Raw genomic sequence first — 19,566 nt, 5'->3', positions numbered from 1 at the left:
TTTGCTCTTGGACTCCCACCAATAAAACTTAATTCAATGAGTCCAAGAGCAACAGCGGTCTAGAGAACATTCGAATACGCAGTGACTTGTTTATGAAATGTTAATCTCTTCTCACTTTGTTGTTTACACCTATCTGATACTATACACTAACTAATGAATATGTCTTCTGAAAGAAGTGTCGATATGAAAGTCATCAATCGCATTATGGTCTCGAGTGCCTTGTTAGTGGTTCTTTCACTTGTCTCCCTGCTTGCTGTGTTTGGAATCTTTCTATTAATGGATTCCGTACGTGGTGACGGGGGCAAGGAGATGCTCGACAGCAAAGTTTTTCAGGCTGAGAACCAGCTTAGCAGCATAGAGGCCTCCAAAAAGAATTGGGAGCTGCTGAATGACCGGCTTACTGAATATGGCTATAACCTGCTTGTTCTACAGGATAAGCGAATCCTTTATCATTCACTGACTGCTTCTAAGGATGAAGTGAATGAGATGATTAAAAGTTTTACAAATATAAATTTGCAGAATGATGTATTGGCAGGACGGTTACAACACACCACCTTTGTTGCCAAGTCATATGAGGGTTATGCCCTGTACGCCGTAAAGCAGGACGTAGATAGCACCGGAGACAGCAGCTTACTTGATTTCTGGATGCCATTTGTCCTCATCAGCCTCGCTGTTATCGTCGTCATCGTGCTGCTCAGCCAGCTGTTTACTCGTAAAATGGCTCATCGGATCCTCCAACCGCTGGAGGCTTTATCAGAAGGGGCTAAGCGGATTCAAAGTGGTGATCTATCACGGCCGGTAATCTATAAGGGGAATGATGAATTTGCTCCCGTAAGCGCTGCGTTTAACCACATGCAGGAGCATCTTTTAGATGAACAGCAGAAAAATAAGGCTTACGAGAAAGCTCGCGTTGATCTGGTTGCTGGCATATCGCATGACCTGCGTACTCCGCTTACCTCCATAAAAGGCTATATTAAGGGCCTTCAAGATGGTGTAGCGAATACGCCAGAGAAGAGAGAGCGATATCTGCAGATAGCCTATCAGAAATCTTGTGACATGGACGCGCTTCTTCGGAAGCTGTTCTATTTCTCAAGCATGGAGACGGGCAATCTTCCATTGTTGCTTGAGGAAAGGGACTTAGGTGATTTTGTTCATGAATATGTACTAGCTCGTAAAGAGGAGCTTGTACAAAGTATGGTGACCATATCAGTCGAACTGAAGCCTGGTTCTTATCCTGTTCGAATCGATGAGGAGCAGATGAATCGTGTGATGGCCAACCTCATTGAGAATGCGATAAAATACGCTAATGTCCAGCCGATTCATCTGACTATATCCGTATGGCATGAGCAAAATCAGATACATCTGATGTTCGCCGACAATGGCGGAGGAGTGCCAGACGATCATCTGCCTTATTTGTTTGATCAGTTCTGGCGGGGCGACAGCGCAAGATCTCAGAAGAACGGTGAGAGTAACGGACTAGGTCTCTATATCGTGAAATATATTGTGGACAGGCATGGCGGAACAGTGGCGGCGACAAATGATAACGGACTTCACATTGAAATGATACTGCCGAGCCAGATGGAGAGGGAACATGAGCAAAATATTAATCATCGAAGATGATACCGAGATTGCAATGCTGGAGAAGGATTATTTGGAGATTAACGGTTTTGAGACAGAGATCATTGCTGATGGGAAACAGGCGGTCACTGCCATCCTGGATAATTCCTATGATTTGATCCTGCTTGATCTGATGCTTCCGGGGCAGAACGGATATGATATTTGCCGTGAAGTAAGAGACAAGACGGATATCCCGATTCTAATGGTTACGGCTAGGACGGAGTCGATGGATAAGATCCGTGGGCTTGGGCTAGGGGCGGATGATTATATTGCTAAGCCGTTTGATCCTGCGGAGCTTGTTGCAAGGGTCAAATCACATATAAGCCGTTATGAACGGCTGGTTGGTACGACAAGAAAGGCTGATAATGAGGAACAGATTATCGTTGGTGAGTTAAAGATTTTGCGGAGAAGCTGGAAGGTGTACAAGGCGGGGCAGGAAATCCGGTTCCCGAACCGCGAGTTTGAGCTTCTATTGTTTTTGGCAGAACATCCGAATATCGTGTTTTCCAAAGATGCGCTGTTTGAGAAAATCTGGGGTTATGACTACGCAGGCGACAGCGCGACGGTGACGGTTCATATTAACCGGATCCGCGAGAAGATTGAGAATGATCCGGCAAAGCCTGAGATGATTGAGACGATCTGGGGAGCAGGCTACAGACTGAATCGCTGAGTAGGATACGAATGAATGAGCCATGCGGCGACGCATGGTTTTTTTGCGCGAATTTGCACGAATTTATAAATTGTTAATATGTTGTTTGCGGACTTGTTACACCTTTCTGCTAAAATGTTTAGGTTAATCCGAATTAGCTTACACTTTAAGAAAATCATAGAAGTGCGGTGATAGGCTTGTCCTTACGATTTAGACTTTTACTTTCTTTTACCTCTGTCGTTATTGTGTCGGTCATTTTATTTGTATTATTGTCTTATCTGCTGTCTGTTGCTGTAACCGGTGATGTTCGAAGCCTGCACAACTTCTATAAAATTCATTATTCCCTTCATCCGTTGTCCGAAGAAGAGGAAAGCCTCTTCCTTGACCTTAAGTATTTGGCGAAAAATGACCCGGAACAATTAAAAGACAAACAGCTGCTTGCGCAATACAACACACAGTTAAAAATGGAAAAGGCCGCTTTAGTTATCCGGGATAATGATACGATTCTATATACGGCGCCATCGCTTAGTGAAGTTGATCTTTTGGCTATTTTGCCTAGCTATGATATGGGTAACAATATGATTCGCAATACGCTTAATGCTGGAAGTCGGTTTTTCTCCTATTCCAAATTTGATTTCTATTACTCCTCCAGCACGAATGAGAAGGGCAGTATCTTTGTTCTTCACGAGAGAAGCCCGTTTGCTCAGGTTATACGCAAGCTGCTTCCGCTTCTTATCGCTTTGTTCGTCCTTATTTTATTGTTAACCGGATTTTTGTTATATCGTTATGTAACGAGGAAAATTATTAAGCCACTGGATCAACTTAGACGTTCTGCCGAGCATATTAAGGAAGGGAATTTAACCTTTGAGCTTAAGGCGGATTCGAAGGATGAGGTTGGGCAATTGGTTCAAACCTTTGATCAAATGCGCCAAAGATTGTACGATTCGATCCAGCTCCAGATTCATTATGAGGAAAATCGTAAACAGCTGCTATCGAACATTTCGCATGATCTCAGAACGCCGATTACAACGATTAAAGGCTATGCGGAAGGAATTAGGGACGGGGTTACGAATACGGAAGAAAAGCTGAACAAATATGTACATGCCATTTATACTCGTGCTTCGGATATGGAACGTCTCGTTAACGAGCTGCTTTTCTATTCCAAATTAGATTTGAAGAAAGAACCGTTCTCCTTTCACAAATTAGAGCTAGGTCCATTTCTATACAATGTTGCGGATGAGATGTCCATTGAGTTTCATGATCAGGATGTCGAATTGGTATGGGAGAAAATGCCCGAGCAGCCTTTGTTCGTTCTTGCCGATCGTGAGAAGCTGAAGCGGGTCATCTTGAATTTGTTTGATAACTGTCTGAAATATATGAATCAGCAGCCTAAGCAAATCACAATAGCCATTGAGTACCAAGCGGAGGATGTGGTCATTACCATGAAGGATAATGGCCCTGGCATACCTGAAGGAGATCTGCCTCATATTTTCGAACGATTTTACCGGGTGGAGCCTTCCCGAAATCAGTCGAAGGCTGGCGGAAGCGGGCTTGGCCTTGCGATTGCTCAGCAGATTATAGAAGGACATGGAGGCAAGATTTCGGCAAGCAGCGAGCTTGGCCGAGGCACCAGCATTTCATTTACACTCAAAATATTTGAAGATCGACGGTGATGGACATGACACGGATATTAATTGTTGAAGATGATCCTTATATTGCAGAGTTACAAAAGGACTATTTTGCGCTGCACGGGTATGAGGCTGAATTAAGCGATGATGGGCAGGCAGGGCTTAGTCTGGCTTTAAGTGGGGACTATGATTTAATTATTCTGGACATTCAGCTTCCAGGTATAAGCGGCTTTGAAATTTGCAAAACAATCAGGGAGCGGCTGGATGTGCCGATTCTTATTGTTTCAGCGAAAAATGAAGAGCTGGATAAAATTCGCGGCTTTGGCTTTGGGGCAGATGACTTTGTAACCAAACCGTTCAGTCCTAATGAGCTGGTTGCAAGAGCAAAAGCTCATTTGGCGAGGTACGAACGATTTAAGAACGGTCAGAAAATGAAGCCGGATGAGAGCCTGCACATTCGAGAACTGACGATTAATCCTTCCTCTCATCGCGTATTTGTGCACGATCAGGAAGTATTCCTCACAGCCAAGGAATTTGAGGTGCTTGTATTTATGGCGTCCAATCCTAACCGGGTATTCAGTAAAGACCAGCTGTTTGAAAAAATATGGGGGCTGGACTCTAATGGTGATATCGCTACCGTGACCGTTCATATTTCCCGCATTCGGGAAAAGCTGGAGGCAGATCCTTCTAATCCTCAGTTTATTGAAACGGTTTGGGGAGCGGGCTACCGCTTTACTGTCTAAGTTCATTTTGTAAAAAGTTATCGTCCTTTTAATAGTTTGTTTATACTTTCTTTTCAGCGTGTTTAGAGCGGTCGCCTAAGATAGATTCAGGAACAGGTAATCACTCTAATAACGGGAAGGAAAGATGAAAGATGAAGAAGATGCAGCAAAAGGCAGCTATCGCAGCACTAGCCGTACTTATTGGAGGAGGAGCATTGCTTCCAGTTCAATCTGCTAAGGCAGCCAGCTTTGATCAGCCATTGGAGCAAGTTATTCAGCAGCTTGTTAGTCAGAAAGTGCTCAACGGCTATCAAGATGGTGCGATGCGCACTGAGAATAAAGTAACAAGCGCCGAGCTTATCAAGATGATTGTACTCGCGCTTGATTTAAATATGACCCCGCCGACAGGTAAAGAAAAATGGTATACCCCTTATGTCAATGCAGCGGTTGCTGCTGGAGTGCTCGACAATGCACAAGGCTTCCAGCCTAATAAACCGGCTTCCAGCGGTGAAGCTGCTGATCTAATCGCCAAAGCACTGCAGCGTGATGTGAAATCCGTCCAATACTGGATGGCAGGTATGAAGATCGACGGCAAACAACTAAGCCGCGGCGAAGCAGCGAGGCTCCTTGTTTATTCAGAACAAGCGATCCGCACTTCAGCAGCTGAGATCGTATCCATTAAGGCACTCAATAAAATCACATTTGAAGTCACTTTCTCGGCGCCTCTAACTTTAGAAGATGAGACAACCGATCAAGCCAACGCCAATTTCACTTTCAGTGAAGGACTGAAGCTGGTTAACCAGCCCCGCCTCAAAACAGGAGCTATTGCAACGTATATCATCCCAGTACAAACGATGAAGCTAGGTACAAGCTATTCCTTGAACTATAAAGGAAAGCAGCAGTTTGAGGTTGCGGCAAGTGATGAGATGATCAAGCTTCAAAATGTGCGTCAAGTAACATCCGATACGTTTGAGGTTGAGTCGTTCCGCACGGATGGTGTCATCGACTATGGCTATTTGATCTCGGCTTACGCTGGCGGTCGTGGCGCTAATGCGGTTGTTCTGGATGAGAACAACAAGCTTAATGGACAAACGATGCAAATCATTTCGTCCCTTGCTTCTAGACAAGCTGTTCTTACAGCAGAAGATGGAGAGCAAACGACGGTCAACTATGTTGGCTTTACGCAATCTACAGACGGCAAGCAAGAGCCTAAGTTCCGACTTCCGGCAGGCAAGACCTTACAGCCTGGTAAGAAGTATACGGTAACGTCTGACTGGTTTGTACTCAATAACCCGACATTTACTGCACAAAGCATTGAATCACTTGAGATCGGGGCTGTTGATCAAGTGAATGAGACAACGTTGAATGTCACATTGACAGCGGATCCTGGAGATGAACTATTTGCTTACCGCTCGATACAGCTAAACGGTTCTGACGGTACAACGTTAACGGCACAATATAAAGTGCAAACCCGTAAAGGCGCAGTTGGAGTATTTGAGCTTCAAAACAACGGCAAGCTGCAAGCTGGTGTTCAATATGATATTGTTCCTGTAGGCAGCTGGGCTACTGCGGATAACGTGAAGCTAAGCTCGAAATAAGACTGATTTATACGAAAACCATGTGGACCATTACTCCACATGGTTTTTTTGTTTAGAAATTGTTTATGTATTCTCATCTGGCTATTTAGCACTCCTGTTTAGAATGAAAGTATTCAATTCATCAAGAGCGGAGGCCCAGCAGTGAAACTAACAATTGAGAATATAAGTAAAAGCTATGGCAAGAAACAAGCCCTCATCGGCATCAACTTTGAAATGGACAATGGCGTATACGGCCTTCTTGGACCTAACGGAGCAGGTAAATCAAGTCTTATCCGTATATTAGCAGGGGTTATGGAGGCTAGCAGTGGAGAAATTTTGATCAATGGAATGAATAGAAAAAAATGCGAACGTGAGTATCGCTCCAAGCTGGGGTATTTGCCGCAGTCCTTAGATTTTTACCCTGAGTTTACTGGACAGGATTATTTGCTCTATATAGCGGCCCTCAAAGGTTTGAAAGGCGCAGCGGCAGAGAGGAAAGTGATGGAGCTTGCCGAGCAGGTTCGACTAACGGATGATTTGCATCGAAAAAGCGTGAACTACTCCGGCGGGATGAAACGTCGTTTAGGCATTGCCCAAAGCCTGCTTAACGATCCAGAAATCCTTATCCTCGATGAGCCGACGGCAGGGCTTGACCCGTATGAGCGTATCAAGTTCCGAAATCTTATTTCGCTTATCTCCCGTGACAGAACGGTCCTTCTATCTACTCATATCGTGTCTGATATCGATTCGATTGCGAAGCAGACGGTCATGATCAAAGTCGGCAAGATTGGCAAAATGCAGACCAATGAGAGCTTTGTACATGCTATGGATGGTAAGGTTTGGCTGGTCATGATGACAGTGGACAAGCTGGTCGAGTACCAGAATAACCATATTATCAGCAATGTCCTACCGATTGGCGATCGCATGGAGGTGCGTGTCGTAACGGATGATAAACCTTTCCCGGATGCGGTTGCCGCAGTGCCAACGCTTGAAGATGCATACCTCTATGAATTCCATAACGAAGAAGGTACTCTGTAATGAAAATATTCCAGTATGAAATGAAAAAGCTGCTCCTTAATAAAAATCGGCTTGTTTTGCTTGTTGTTCTGTTCCTGATTTATATCCTCGTGGCTTGGCTTTCCTCCAAGGGACAATTTGAATTAAGCGGCCAGGAAGGGAAACAAGCGATCAGTGAATATACAAGCTTAATGTCTGAGCATACTGGCAAGCTGGATCAAGAGCAGCTAGCCAAGTCACAGGAAGCTCGTGATAAAGCAATCGCTGAGCATGGCACCGGAGAAGAGCTTAGCATGAAGATTAACCGTGATCCTGAGTTGAAATTTAACATGAGATATGCCCAGTTTGGACAGAAGGTGAATGAATATTGGAATGGTCCAGCAGAGCAGAACAAGGCAGATCTAAGAGGCGTATATCCCCTTCAGGAGAAGCTGACGGAACTTAAGGCTTCCGGTCAGACGGATAGCTTTGAATACAAAAAGTATTCCAGTCGATTAGATACCGAGCTGGCTATAGGAGAACCAGTCTTCGAGAATGCTGTTTTCTGGAACTGCTTTTTTATCCGATTTGACGGATTTATGGTTGTGTTTTTACTCTTGCTAGTACTGACCTACTTTATATCACCGTTGTTTACCCAGGAGGTCAGAACAGAGATGGACAGTATTGTGCTTAGTACCGTCAAGGGAAGGAAAGAGGTTGTTACGGCCAAACTCTTAACCGCCGCGGTATCGGGTGCTGTTGTTACAGCTGTGTATCTTGTTGGGTCGTTTATTGGTACCTTTATTGGTTACAGTGATCTGAGCGGCATGAATGCAACACTCCGAAGTATGGACGGTTTCGAGTCCTCTATGCTTCAGTTATCGGCAGGAGGTACTGCATTGCTGGGATCACTATGGCTTATTTTCGCAGCTATCACGTTTAGTCTTGCACTTGCCTACATCTCTTCCAAGATGAAAAGCCAAAGTGCCGCGTTTGGACTAGGTATGGTGATCCTTCTTGCAGGATCTATGTCCAACTACTTCAGTAACGGGATCAAAGAACTGATCTGGCCGGTCGTAGATTTTAACTTCGGCTCGCTTGCGATGTTTAACGTCATCTTTGGTCAATCAAAGATTTACAATCTGTTTGGAATGCCGCTCTCCTATGCGATGGCCGCTCTGGTAGTCAGTCTTATCCTCTGTGCAGCTGCAATTCTGCTGACCTATCTGGCGCAGAAGAAACGGACAGTTGTGTAATTGAAATAAGTTGCTTAAAACAGAGAAATCCGTCAGCTTTGAGCTGGCGGATTTCCTTTTTCTATAATTGCTGCTCAGCAAGCCCCACGGCCTCTTCCTTCGACCATTCGAACCGCAGCGTAGGCTTACCGGTTGGTCCGGTCGATATTGCGACGGCTTTCATGCCGAGGCGGAAAAAGAGAGTTAGGCTCGGCACGTTGTCGAGCGCGACCTGGCAGGTCAGCTTCCCAAGCTTCTGCATCATCGCATTCATGACGGCGAATCCGATCCCGATGCCACGGGCTTCGGGATGAGTGACGATGATACAGCTTTGTTCTCCGGCTTCAGCTGCAAAACCAAGTCCTACAATCCGGCTGCCGACCTTTGCGACGGCGATTACAGCGCCATCACCAGTCAGTAAATCCGGCGACAATCGCCGAAGGGAATGGATAGCTGCAACTGTCAGCCGCTTCTCCCCGAATCGGACAGCAAATTCAATCAGTCTCTTTCTTTCTAAGACCCATTGCTCGGGAGTAAGCAGCTGCAGTTCCATTATCTCATCGCCTCCTGCTTCATTCTCTCGTTCCTCATTCTTGCAAGATAAGTGCTGTATTGAAAAATCCGATCCAGCGATTTCTGCCGGATATGCGGCTCATCAAACTTCATTGGCTTGGAATTAGCTTCGAAGAACCAGATGTGGCCGGCACTGTCTATACCAAGGTCCATAGACATTTCGCCGAGCATAAAGCCGGATCCTTTTTCAATTTGTCTTGCAATCATGATCGACGTTTTTTTCGCCTTAATAAGAATTCTACGCGCTTGATCGGCATTAAAGGAGCTCTTCAACAGCTTCTCAGGGTCTTCTATTGATCCACCCCTGGGAACATGGGTCGTAATACTCGAGGAACCCGCAACGCGGGCACCTATACCGGTTAAATCCCATTTGCCCCGTTCATTCTTCTGCACGAGCGCCCGGAGATCAAATCTTCTCTCGTTAAAGGAAGCAAGCTGGATACCTTGCTGGGCGATATAAGGCTCCCCGGCGCTTTCCTTCTTGATCCGATTCCACAGCTTCTGAATATCCGTGCAGCCGAAGGTGGAGCTTTTCTTGTTCTCCTGTACTTTAAGCAGATAAGGGAGTGGTTTGTCGGGCTGCAATTTGACGGTCATGATGCCCTTACCGGCTTTACCGCTTTCTGGCTTCAGATAGAGGAAAGGATGCTTCTGCAGCATTCTCTCCAGCCTCACCGCTGTTACCAGCTTACGCGTAGTTGGAATAAACGGCTTGGTGGATTTGTTCCCGCGCAGCCATTCGAATAAATACCACTTGTTGAAAAAGGAAGGGTTAAACAGCTTAATCCGCGGGTCCCGCATACAAGCGGCGATTTTGTTCTGAACGGCAGGAAGCATCTCATCCTCGCGAAGCGGAATACGGTTATAAATAATATCCGGGAAAGGCAGCAAACGCTGCTGCCACGAATCCGAATTCTCATTGTAGATGAAGCCCCGTAGATTGTTACGCCCTAATATTAGGTTTTTTACCGTAAGCACATAGACAAGAAATCCCTTTTCTTGACCTGTTCGTATAATGTCCGCAAAGTTGTGGCGGTTGCCCCGGAATAACTGTTCATCATTTTCAATTGTCAGTATCGCAAGCACCGGGCGCCCCGCCGGCCGTTCATACACCTCTTCTTTCTTAGCGGTTCGAGTCTCCATTAGCTGTTCCCTCCTTGAAACTTGCTGAGGTACAAGCAATGATCAATAATGCATTCGACGGAAGCTTTGCCTTCCGCTTCAAGGGAAGGATGCTTGAAGATCGAGCGTCCCGGCTTCGCGTTTGCTTCGAACATCCATATTTCGTTATCTTTATCAATGCCAATATCAAGGCCAAGCTCGCCAAGCCGATGCGGATAATTCCGCTCAATGGCTTCGGCCATCTTGATGGACACTTTTTTTGCTTTCTCCAGCACCTCTTTGCCTTGTGCGCCGAATACGCGGTTAAGCGCCTGTTCCGGTGTCATCAGGGCACCGCCGTTTTTGACATGGGTTGTAACGCTGCCTTTACCAGCTTTTTTTGCACCAATTCCAGCAGGTACCCATTCGTTTTTGCCATTCTTATGCATATGGAAACGGAAGTCGAGCGGACAGCCGTCAATCTCCACAAGCCGAATGCCTTGCTGCACGACATAATTGCTTAGTGTTGCTCCATGCCGGGATTGAAGCATGCGGTATAAGCTGTTGAAGGTAGAGAAACGAAGCAGTACATTGCGTGAGCCTTTCCGATAGCGCGCAAAGTAGCCGCGTTTAGGATGGTAGGTCAGCCGGTAAATGCCTACTCCAAGGCTGCCCGCCGTTGGTTTGAAATAGAGGAAATGATGCTTTTCGAGCAATTGCTTCATCTTCTCACTAGTTGGACCGGATACGGATTCCGGCAGATGGTGCAGCGCCTCCGGATCGTTATCCAATAATTTATATACATCGGATTTATTAAAGAAGCCCCAGTTGAAGAAAGGAATCTTCTTGCGAAGCAGTCTCTCACGTAATGAACCGATGTAGTTTGACGTTTCGGCTTTGCGGCTTGGCAGCCGGTTGTAGATGACATCAGGGAGAGGAACGGTTTTACGGTACCAGCCGCCATGCGAGTTCAGAAAATACCCGTTTACCGTTTCTTGCTGCCAATTAATATCTTGGGGAGTAAAGCCAAATAGAAAAGCCTTCCGGTCCCCTGAACGGACGATTTGCTTGATGAAGTTGGTTCTCATGCCAAAGGGCAGGTTCTCGGAATGGGCATATGAATCACTTAGAACGCCGATGAGCGGACCAATTTGTACCTCATTGTCGCCGGACGTATGAACGAAGATGCTGCCGGTTTTGGGAACCCGGATGTATTGTCTGACTCCGGCGGACAGATAGAGATGATTGCCTTGCCGCCGGACGGGCCTTACGGCTGTTGTAATCACTTCTTTGCCAAGCTTGAGGTGGACGGTTTTTTTGCCGGCCAGCTTCAGCTCCTTCAGAAGTGTATTGGATAAGTAAATAACTTTATCCGATTGTTGAGAGAAATGGACGTTACAAGTTGTCAAGCTCATGGGTGAACCTCCTGAACGTTGTCAGACCGTATCCTTTTGTCTGATGGATAGACAAGGATTGGGGCTGTTGCGGAGTCATTTGTTACAAAAGGCTTATTAGACCTCTGCGTGAGCATCCGTGCATAACGCAGAGGCATCTCTACCGACAGCTGATCCGCCAGATGATCGCCAAACTGCTGGAAGGATGATCTTCCTGGCTTGGCGTTTACCTCAAGCAGCCAGCTTCGGCCATCAGGCTCAATTCCGAAATCAAGGCCAAGCTCGGCTAATCGGCCGAAGCTGTTCTCGAGCCTCTCTGCTGTGTATATGCTGATGTCTTGTATTTTGTTAATCATTCGCTTGGCTTTAGCAGATCCAAACAGTTGAGAGAGCTGCTCGGATGCTCCTGATGCTGTTCCACCACCATGGAGATTTGAAGTCACGGAATCAGGGAGGCCGATGCGGACAGCTGTGCCCGTAATGCCCCAGCGTCCATTGCCATCCTTCTGTACGAGTACTCTTAAGTCAAATGGATTGCCGCTTTGGTCAATCAGATGCAAATAAGGCTGAGCTATATAAGACGCATGCCCAATGAATGTTGTGATCCATTGCGTAAGCGCAGAGTAATCTTCGAAATAACGGCGGAAAGGGAGGTTTTTTCTCGTTCGGCCAGTCGCTTCCCATTGCAGCGATAAGGGAAGGAATCTAATTCGCATTGCACCTCTCCCTTGCATCCCGGCTGATGGTTTCAGGAAGATGTCTTTGCCATGGTGTGTGATCAGCCTTGCGAGGCATCCCTTTTGATCCACCTTAGCCGTCTGTGGGAGAAGAGGCAGCAATTGGGGGAATTGGCGAAGGGAGTTATAAACTTCCCATTTGGCCGGAAGGCTGCCGCTTAATGATCGAATGGGATGTTGTTCCCTTATAGCAGCGAGTACCTCTTGGCAGGCAGCTCTCTCCGCAGCCTGCTTATAGAAGCAGCGGTCATAGAGGATATCCGGCAGCAAACATTGCTCCTCGGTCCAGCTTCCGCTGCGGAAGCGGAAGCCGGTTAACTGCTTGGTGTGCTTGTTGTATTGACTAGGTGAAAATACGAACAAGTCTATGCCAAGCCGCTCCGCCGCCTCGCTCAGCTTCTGATAGAACAACGGTTCGGGCAGCTTGATCCGTCCAGTTTCTCCGGCCGTTTTGTCCGCCGGGACTGTTTCAATCGAAGCAACGAACACTCCCACTCTTATAAGCGCAGCCTTCATAAGGCCCTCCGACTAGAATCCCGATAAGAACCGGGAGTATTGGATAACATTTCGAACCGATGGCCGGATCTTGTTGTCGTTTTCCTGATTGAGTGGTGTATTATCGCTTTTCGACGGTTTGGAGTTGACCTCCAGCAGCCATACGCGTCCATTCGTATCCAGCGCCAAATCAATGCCAAGCTCGCCAAAATGTGCCGGAATCTGCTTATCGATGCCTTCGGCAATAGTTAGTGCAGCGGTACGCAGACGTTTGGCGGCTCCTTCTTTGCCGGCGAATATATTAGAGCGTGCAACGGCTTCACTAACCGTGCTGAGAGTTCCGCCGCGAGCAAGATTGGAGACAAAGTGCTGGCTGCTGGCTGTACGTGCTACGACCGAAGTGAGTGTCCACTTGCCCGTTGCGTTCTTCTGGACGACGGCGCGAAAGTCAACAGGGCGTTTCTGAATTTCAATCAAGGTGAGCCCCTGCTGAATCTGATAGCGGATCGTCTTCATCTTGGTTGAGATATTTGAGAACAGCTTCACGAGGTTAGGGTACACCTGCCGTCTTGTTCCCGTGCCGGTTGTAAACAGAGCTTGATAGGTATCACCTTCGTGCTTAGAGACACGAATGATGCCTTTGCCGAGGCTGCCTTTGGAAGGCTTAAGAAATACATTGCTATAACGGGCGCACATGGATTTAAGTGTGGTGTAATTACGCAGGAAATGGGACTCCGGCAAATAGCGTGCAACGGTCTGATCTTTCTTCAGCGCATCGAATACTTCCATTTTGTCTAGGAACTTTTCGTTGAACACACTTGCATGATGTGTATTCTTCATCTCTTTAAAAAACGACTGTACACTTGCCTTGCTCTCCAGCTTTCTGGAGGTTAACCGGTTGTTGACAACATCCGGCATCGGCAGCTTCGTTTTTTTCCAACCATTTGCGAAGGTCCAGCCCTCGATTTGTTTATCGCTGCTTCCAGCGATATGGTTCGGAGTGAAGAAGTAAACATGTGCTCCCTGTGAGGCGCTGCCATCGACTAGTTCCTTGCAAAACATCGTGATGGTACCAAATGGTTTGTCAGGTGTGCTTGGATAATCGCGGCTGATAAGTACGCCGATCAGCGGTCCAAGCCGAAGGGTCGTGGAAGACGCTTCGTATTGCAAACGAAGGGCGGTATTGGTGAGAATGCCCAGTTGTCTGCCAAGAGATTGGTTCATACGCATACCATCGTACTTTGGTACCGGGATAATTTTAACCGTCTTCCGGAATGTCCCGAATCTGAGCGTGATCGACATGCTGTGCGAAATATGCCACTGTTTCAAGTAGACCTCACCAAGCATAATCGTATCTTCCGGAAGCATGCCGGAGCTTATTAGCTGCACGGCTACTTTCGATTTGAGCATTGTGTAAATCTCCTTCCAAGCAGGAGGATGACGAAAAGCGGATAAAGGCCCATAGGTGTTTTACACGAATTACTTCATCATATGAGGACATCTATCCCTTGGTGATTGAAATGCCGGGTCATATCTGTAAGGTTGTCATCATAGGATAGTGATGCGGACAAGCTGATAGAGCGGGAGTTGAGGCGAAGATGAAGGGTAAAGCTAAGCATGTTATTTATTTGCTGGCGGCTGTAGGAATGCTGTTCTACGGGGTAACGAAGGTGGAGCTTAATGGTCCATGGAATGCGGCGACGATTTTCGGAGTGGTGTGGACTTTGTTTGCACTGCTCGTTATAGCAGCTCACTTAAACGCATTATTGTGGATGAACGAAGAGAAGAAGAAGGAGCTCGACCGTATCAAGCGGGCGAAGAGAAGAAGCTGGGAGCGCAGGCTGCATCAGACTGTGAACAGAGGCTCCAAACGAAAAGCAAGAGGTTAACCATAATGCGCAGCCTGTGCCCCGTGAGGGGCTTTTTCTTGTTTAAGGTTGTATATCTTTAAATTGAACAAGCTGCTTTACAAATTTGTAGACGGCCTCTTGTTCTTTCACAGACAAGCCCTGAAGCTGATTGGCAATCTTATCGGCATAGCTGCTGCTTTGTTCCTCTCGAGCTGTCGAGGACAAATGAACCAGCTCTTCAAGCGGACACTTAAGCGCTTGGGCGATTTTTCCCAGGACATCAATCGTAGGACTTTTCTCGCCGCGTTCCACCTGACCCATATAAGAGCCGTTAATCTCAGCCCTAAGAGCCAATTGCTCTTGGCTGAAGCCTTTTTGCTTGCGTATAGCACGTATATTATCACCGATATTTCGGCTGATTTCGTTCACATTCGTCACCTCAGCCTTAAGATAGAGGTTTCCTATTCCAGCAACAACGTCTTATAGTCATTATTAAAAATAGTGCTTATAGTCATTGACCAAAAGTTATGCTTTTTATTATAATTGTGTAAAAAGGTTCTACCTATTAATATGATTTCCTAAATAGGAACTTTTTAACAAGGAGCAACGCTTATGGTTGATGAGTTTGAGTTTTTTCGGAACGTACAAGCTTACTATCAGCATATGCGGTTTCAGGTGCAGTTTTCGTACCGCATTTTACATAAGACTAATAAATCAGCAAAAGCATGCGGCAGTTTCAGCTGCAGAGTGAACCCCCGTACGCAGCATGTGGAGTATCAAATGAGCTTAACCTCGGAAATGATCGCAAGGCCATTTAGTGAGAAAGGCTCTTTGTTGTTTTCCAGTCAATATGCAGAGATTCCTTCGCAGGCCGTTGTAATCGATCAGTACCCGATTTTGAAGCTGCGGTATCCTGTGCCTATCAATTATGACTGGTATGCCTTTATATTTAAAGGAACACAAGAAGCATTTACCGTGCACTCCCTCCAACAAGTATTCGACAAATATCGTTTTACCGGCGCAGACGGCCAAGAGGTGGACGCAGGACTAAAGGTCGCGAGCGTGTCCATCGACTGGTATAATGGTATGAGACGAACGAAGGCTTAAAGAGGAGTGTGGCAACCGTTTCCGGCATGGACACTAGTACTACGAAACGTGAAATAATTTTGCAATATATAGAGACGCTGAACATCGGAGAGAAAATATCTGTGCGGGCAATTGCCAAAGCACTTGGCGTCAGTGAAGGAACAGCTTATAAGGCGATTAAGGAAGCTGAGGCTTCTGGTCTTGTCAGCACTAAAGAACGAATCGGAACGGTTCGGATCGACCGGAGAAGACGTGAAGCACTTGATCAGCTGACCTTCGGAGAAGTGGCAGAGATTGTGGAAGGACATTTATTCGGAGGGGCTTCGGGTCTTGACAAGTCGCTTCATAAATTGGTCATTGGCGCTATGGAGATTGATGCCATGCTCCGCTATATTGATGAAGGCAGCTTGCTCATTGTAGGTAACAGGGCTGGGGCACATCGTTGTGCACTAGAACAGGGAGCTGGAGTTCTCATCACTGGTGGATTCGAGCCAAGTGAAGAAGTAAAGGCACTTGCGAACGAGAATGGCCTGCCGATCATTTCTTCCCGGCACGATACGTTTACTGTAGCCTCGATGATTAACCGGGCGATGTACGACCGTCTTATTAAGCGTAAAATCATGCTCATTGAAGATTTAATGACCTTCAGCAGACCCGCTGATGTGCTGCGAACCGGCAATACGCTGCTCGACTTTCTTAAGCTATGCCGTGAGACGGGCAGCTGGCGCTTCCCGGTTATTGATGACCGAGGCAGAGTTGTTGGTATGATGACATCGAAGGATACAGGCGGTGCGCCTGATGACTGCACGATTGATAAGCTGATGACGAAGCATCCCATCACCGCTGCACCTAATATTGCAGTTACATCAGCAGCGCATACGATGGCGGCAGAAGGCATTGATTTGCTGCCCATTGTTGACCGTCACCGGAAGCTGCTAGGGGTTGTTACCCGCCAGCAGCTGCTTGAAGCGCTGCGATTTGCTGGCAAACAGCAGGAGATTGGCGAGACGTTTGACGATCTGATCTGGGCTGGCTTTGATGCGGATGAGGCAGAAGGAACACCGATCTACAAAGGCGCGATAACGCCTCAGATGTCCGGCTCCCTAGGTATGGTATCGGAAGGGATTCTAGTGACGCTGATGACGCAAGCAGGCAGGCGAATGATTCGTGACGCCGGCAAGCGGGATTATCTGATCGATGGGATGACGGCACTCTTTATCAAGCCAGTTCAAATCGACAGCCAGATTAAGATCGTGCCGCGCGCTCTTGAGATGAGCCGCAAATCAACCAAGCTCGAGATCGAGCTCATTGATCAGACGGGGCTGGCTGCGAAGGTTATGATGACGGCTCAGATGATTGATTCTTATTAGGTAGGGCATGGGGGTTGCAGAAAGGTATCTCCTTACGGCCGCTGTTGCTTACACTTTGCAACCCTTGAATACTATTCAAGGGTTGCAAAGTGTAAGCAAAGGCAGGCGTTTAAAAGCTTTCTGAAAGAAAGCTACTTCGGAAGCATAGACCTTCCTTCAGGAGATACATTTCTTTCACCCCCACTACCGACTAAATGAATCAATCATTTTTAAAGGAATAGGTAAAGGGCTGCCATTTGTTTGGCAGCCCTTTTTATGGATGGAGGTAATTGATTTGAAGCTTACAATGAAGCAGACTTTTTTGGGGATTGCACTTAGTTTGTTGATCCCGTACTTTGTTTTTTTGTTTGTTGGATATATGAATGCTAAGCAGAGTGAGGACTTTGGAGATTTTCAATATCATGATAGTTCTTTTGTTGTTGTTCATTTCACGTGGCAGGCTTATCTGATTGGAGTAATGATCACCTTTTTGCTGTATATGTTGGCATTAAGGGTGATACGGAGAAAGTAGTAATGAGTTAGTGGAGCTAATTTTTGTAAGCTTCGTTTATGAGATTATTAAGTTTATCTGTGATGTTTTTTCGAAGTTGTCCATGCTTTTCATCGTTGTATTGAAGCTCTCGCCAATGCCATAGAGCTTCATATTGCCAAACAGGATAAGACTGCTTGTCCTCTGGCTCCCAATCATACCTGGGGAAAATATGAGAATGTAAGAAAGCATCCGAGTTGCCATAAATCGAATAATTGATCCGCCGCGGATTACATACGAACTGAATCGCATCCCCGATTAAGCTCATATCGAGCAGATAGTCATTACGCTGCTGCAGGGTTAGATCATTTAGAGAGTTAACCTTTGGGTAAGCAAGAAGTACACAATACCCGGGCAAGAATTGAGTATCTCCTATTACGGCATAACCGCTTTTCATTTTGGTGATGACCATCGGATTCTCTCCGCGTTCTATTGCTCCAAACCGGTCTTTTTTCCATTCCTCACTCAATATATCCCTCTTCTCAGTAATAATGGATTCACTAGGAATATAATCAATCTGAGTCAGATTGTTAATGGACATATGAAACTAACCACATGGAAAATTATTACTTACCCTATTATGTGATTATGTAGAAGAAAGCCTTCGCCAGACTTCTCAGATAGATCGGCGAAGGCTTTGCTCGCTAACGGCTTAATCGTAGTCCCAAACGTCCGTTTTTGCTCGGTGTTCGTTTTTACGTGGTGAAGAGCCGGCTGCCTTTTTTGCTTTTTTCGCGAGGCTGTTTTCTTTACGGGCGAGATGAGACAGCTCTTTGGCTGTCTTTTTGTAGTTATGCAGCCGTTTTGCTTCCAGTGTTCCATCTTCGATTGCTTGCAGAACAGCGCAGCCGGGATCCGATTCGTGACGGCAATCCCGGTAACGGCATTGGGCAGACAGCTCTTCAATATCGGAAAAAGCCTGCTCTAGTCCGTCATGCGCATCCCACAGCTGGAGCTCGCGCATACCTGGCGTATCCATGACAAGTGCACCACTTGGCAGTAGGAACAGCTCCCGGTGCGTCGTTGTATGACGTCCGCGCGCATCGTTCTCGCGGATGCCCTGTGTCTCCATGATGTTGTCGCCTGCGAGCCAATTCAGCAAGGTTGACTTTCCAACGCCGGACGAGCCTGTGACAGCAATTGTTTTACCCGCTTGCAAATAAGGGAGAAGCTGCTCTTTCCCTTGGTCTTGTAGGGCGCTGATCAAGTGGATGGGTACGCCTGGTGCGGCACTTTCCATGAGAGCTGCGAAAGCCTCGGGCTCTTCGCATAAGTCGGCTTTCGTCAGCAAGATAACCGGAGCAGCACCACTTTCCCATGCCGCGATTAAGTAGCGCTCCATTTTACGAACATTAAAATCTTGGTTAAGGGCGTTCGTAATGAATAAATAATCCATATTGGCACCGATAACCTGGTCGTCTACTGCACCTCCGGCCGCTTTGCGGATCATCACGCTTTGGCGAGGCAGGAGAGAGTGAATGACGGAACGAGTTTCTCCCGCCAGCTTCTCCGCCATGACCCAATCTCCAACGGCAGGAAAATCGCTTTTTAGCACCGCATTAAATTCATATTTGCCTGTGACTGTAGCTGTATGTTCACCATCCGGCGTCATGATCTGATAAGAGTGGGAATGCTGAGCGATAACCCGTGCGGGAGAAAGCAAGCGTGAGCTAGCTGGCAGTTGCGCCAGTTTATTTTCCCAATCGTGATTCCAGCCATAGGCCAAGTGTTGTTGCTTTGTTTCGGTATTTTTCAAATTAAAATGCTCCTCTTTTATATGTTTTGATTGAATTTGGACAACAAAAAAACCGCAGGGAATCCCTGCGGTGGGTACAAAAAAAGCCGCAAGGACCTCTCGGTCCAGCGGCGCTTCTCTAAGAGTTAGAAAGCGGTCCGTATAGGCCGAGAATAATGAACGTTAAGGGACGTTGTAACAATCGATAGGTTTTTCATTTCACATCAGCCTCCTGTAGTAAGATGTGCTAATTATAGGTAGTAGATGACATT

Annotated in this window: 19 protein-coding genes; 11 read left to right on the top strand and 8 right to left on the bottom strand. The window is 46.7% G+C overall.

Going from position 1 to position 19,566, the window contains the following annotated elements; genetic code table 11:
• Nucleotides 1-183: 183 nt before the first annotated feature.
• From FHS17_RS20190 to FHS17_RS20160, 7 genes are all read left to right on the top strand, one after another.
• Complete coding sequence (locus FHS17_RS20190) at nucleotides 184-1,620, top strand: sensor histidine kinase (RefSeq protein ID WP_167280250.1); 1,437 nt, start codon at nucleotides 184-186, stop codon at nucleotides 1,618-1,620.
• Complete coding sequence (locus FHS17_RS20185; RefSeq protein WP_167280249.1) at nucleotides 1,592-2,287, top strand: response regulator transcription factor; 696 nt, start codon at nucleotides 1,592-1,594, stop codon at nucleotides 2,285-2,287. The genes FHS17_RS20190 and FHS17_RS20185 overlap by 29 nt, the downstream gene beginning before the upstream one ends.
• A gap of 176 nt (nucleotides 2,288-2,463) precedes the next feature.
• The gene (locus FHS17_RS20180; protein ID WP_167280248.1) at nucleotides 2,464-3,939 is read left to right on the top strand and encodes a sensor histidine kinase; all 1,476 of its coding nucleotides are present in this window, start codon (nucleotides 2,464-2,466) and stop codon (nucleotides 3,937-3,939) included.
• A gap of 5 nt (nucleotides 3,940-3,944) precedes the next feature.
• Nucleotides 3,945-4,637, top strand: a complete 693-nt coding sequence (locus FHS17_RS20175; RefSeq protein ID WP_167280247.1) for a response regulator transcription factor — start codon at nucleotides 3,945-3,947, stop codon at nucleotides 4,635-4,637.
• A gap of 131 nt (nucleotides 4,638-4,768) precedes the next feature.
• A complete protein-coding gene (locus tag FHS17_RS20170) occupies nucleotides 4,769-6,214 on the top strand; it encodes an S-layer homology domain-containing protein (RefSeq protein ID WP_167280246.1) in 1,446 nt (481 codons plus the stop codon).
• Between the two features lie 141 nt (nucleotides 6,215-6,355).
• Nucleotides 6,356-7,231 carry an ATP-binding cassette domain-containing protein gene (locus FHS17_RS20165; protein WP_167280245.1) on the top strand — a complete coding sequence of 292 codons (876 nt, stop codon included), beginning with the start codon at nucleotides 6,356-6,358 and terminating at the stop codon, nucleotides 7,229-7,231.
• A complete protein-coding gene (locus FHS17_RS20160; protein WP_167280244.1) occupies nucleotides 7,231-8,445 on the top strand; it encodes a hypothetical protein in 1,215 nt (404 codons plus the stop codon). The genes FHS17_RS20165 and FHS17_RS20160 overlap by 1 nt, the downstream gene beginning before the upstream one ends.
• Nucleotides 8,446-8,506: 61 nt before the next feature.
• Here the strand turns inward: FHS17_RS20160 and FHS17_RS20155 are convergent, their stop codons facing one another.
• The 5 genes from FHS17_RS20155 to FHS17_RS20135 are packed head-to-tail and all read right to left on the bottom strand — an operon-like array spanning nucleotide 8,507 to nucleotide 14,134.
• Entirely contained in the window at nucleotides 8,507-8,977 is a 471-nt protein-coding gene (locus tag FHS17_RS20155) for a GNAT family N-acetyltransferase (protein ID WP_167280243.1), read from the bottom strand.
• Nucleotides 8,977-10,140 carry a YheC/YheD family endospore coat-associated protein gene (locus tag FHS17_RS20150; RefSeq protein WP_167280242.1) on the bottom strand — a complete coding sequence of 388 codons (1,164 nt, stop codon included), beginning with the start codon at nucleotides 10,138-10,140 and terminating at the stop codon, nucleotides 8,977-8,979. The genes FHS17_RS20155 and FHS17_RS20150 overlap by 1 nt, the downstream gene beginning before the upstream one ends.
• On the bottom strand, nucleotides 10,140-11,513 hold the full coding sequence (locus tag FHS17_RS20145; RefSeq protein ID WP_167280241.1) for a YheC/YheD family endospore coat-associated protein: 1,374 nt from the start codon (nucleotides 11,511-11,513) through the stop codon (nucleotides 10,140-10,142). Before FHS17_RS20145 ends, FHS17_RS20150 begins: the two co-directional genes overlap by 1 nt.
• On the bottom strand, nucleotides 11,510-12,745 hold the full coding sequence (locus tag FHS17_RS20140) for a YheC/YheD family endospore coat-associated protein (protein ID WP_167280240.1): 1,236 nt from the start codon (nucleotides 12,743-12,745) through the stop codon (nucleotides 11,510-11,512). The genes FHS17_RS20145 and FHS17_RS20140 overlap by 4 nt, the downstream gene beginning before the upstream one ends.
• A gap of 12 nt (nucleotides 12,746-12,757) precedes the next feature.
• Entirely contained in the window at nucleotides 12,758-14,134 is a 1,377-nt protein-coding gene (locus FHS17_RS20135) for a YheC/YheD family endospore coat-associated protein (protein WP_167280239.1), read from the bottom strand.
• A gap of 188 nt (nucleotides 14,135-14,322) precedes the next feature.
• Between FHS17_RS20135 and FHS17_RS20130 the strand changes: the two genes are divergently transcribed.
• Nucleotides 14,323-14,613, top strand: coding sequence for a hypothetical protein (locus FHS17_RS20130; RefSeq protein WP_167280238.1), 291 nt, complete (start codon nucleotides 14,323-14,325; stop codon nucleotides 14,611-14,613).
• Nucleotides 14,614-14,655: 42 nt separating this feature from the next.
• Here FHS17_RS20130 and FHS17_RS20125 read toward each other — a convergent pair whose 3' ends face one another.
• Nucleotides 14,656-15,003, bottom strand: coding sequence for a helix-turn-helix domain-containing protein (locus tag FHS17_RS20125; RefSeq protein ID WP_167280237.1), 348 nt, complete (start codon nucleotides 15,001-15,003; stop codon nucleotides 14,656-14,658).
• 183 nt (nucleotides 15,004-15,186) lie between these two features.
• Between FHS17_RS20125 and FHS17_RS20120 the strand changes: the two genes are divergently transcribed.
• The 3 genes from FHS17_RS20120 (at nucleotide 15,187) to FHS17_RS20110 (ending at nucleotide 17,541) form a co-directional block, all read left to right on the top strand.
• Nucleotides 15,187-15,681 carry a hypothetical protein gene (locus FHS17_RS20120; RefSeq protein WP_167280236.1) on the top strand — a complete coding sequence of 165 codons (495 nt, stop codon included), beginning with the start codon at nucleotides 15,187-15,189 and terminating at the stop codon, nucleotides 15,679-15,681.
• 26 nt (nucleotides 15,682-15,707) lie between these two features.
• Nucleotides 15,708-17,030, top strand: coding sequence for a DRTGG domain-containing protein (locus FHS17_RS20115; protein ID WP_167280559.1), 1,323 nt, complete (start codon nucleotides 15,708-15,710; stop codon nucleotides 17,028-17,030).
• A gap of 274 nt (nucleotides 17,031-17,304) precedes the next feature.
• A complete protein-coding gene (locus FHS17_RS20110; protein ID WP_167280235.1) occupies nucleotides 17,305-17,541 on the top strand; it encodes a hypothetical protein in 237 nt (78 codons plus the stop codon).
• A 16-nt stretch (nucleotides 17,542-17,557) separates the two neighbouring features.
• Here FHS17_RS20110 and FHS17_RS20105 read toward each other — a convergent pair whose 3' ends face one another.
• Both FHS17_RS20105 and rsgA read right to left on the bottom strand, forming a co-directional pair.
• A complete protein-coding gene (locus FHS17_RS20105; RefSeq protein WP_243865460.1) occupies nucleotides 17,558-18,100 on the bottom strand; it encodes an HIT family protein in 543 nt (180 codons plus the stop codon).
• Nucleotides 18,101-18,211: 111 nt separating this feature from the next.
• Nucleotides 18,212-19,315 (bottom strand): ribosome small subunit-dependent GTPase A, encoded by a 1,104-nt coding sequence (gene rsgA / locus FHS17_RS20100; protein ID WP_167280234.1) that lies wholly within the window; start codon nucleotides 19,313-19,315, stop codon nucleotides 18,212-18,214.
• Nucleotides 19,316-19,566: the final 251 nt, after the last annotated feature.

The sequence above is a fragment of the Paenibacillus lupini genome (genome assembly GCF_011761355.1).
Classification (GTDB): domain Bacteria; phylum Bacillota; class Bacilli; order Paenibacillales; family Paenibacillaceae; genus Pristimantibacillus; species Pristimantibacillus lupini.
The sequence above is the reverse complement of the archived record's forward strand: the minus strand, read 5'-3'. Positions and strand labels throughout refer to the sequence as shown.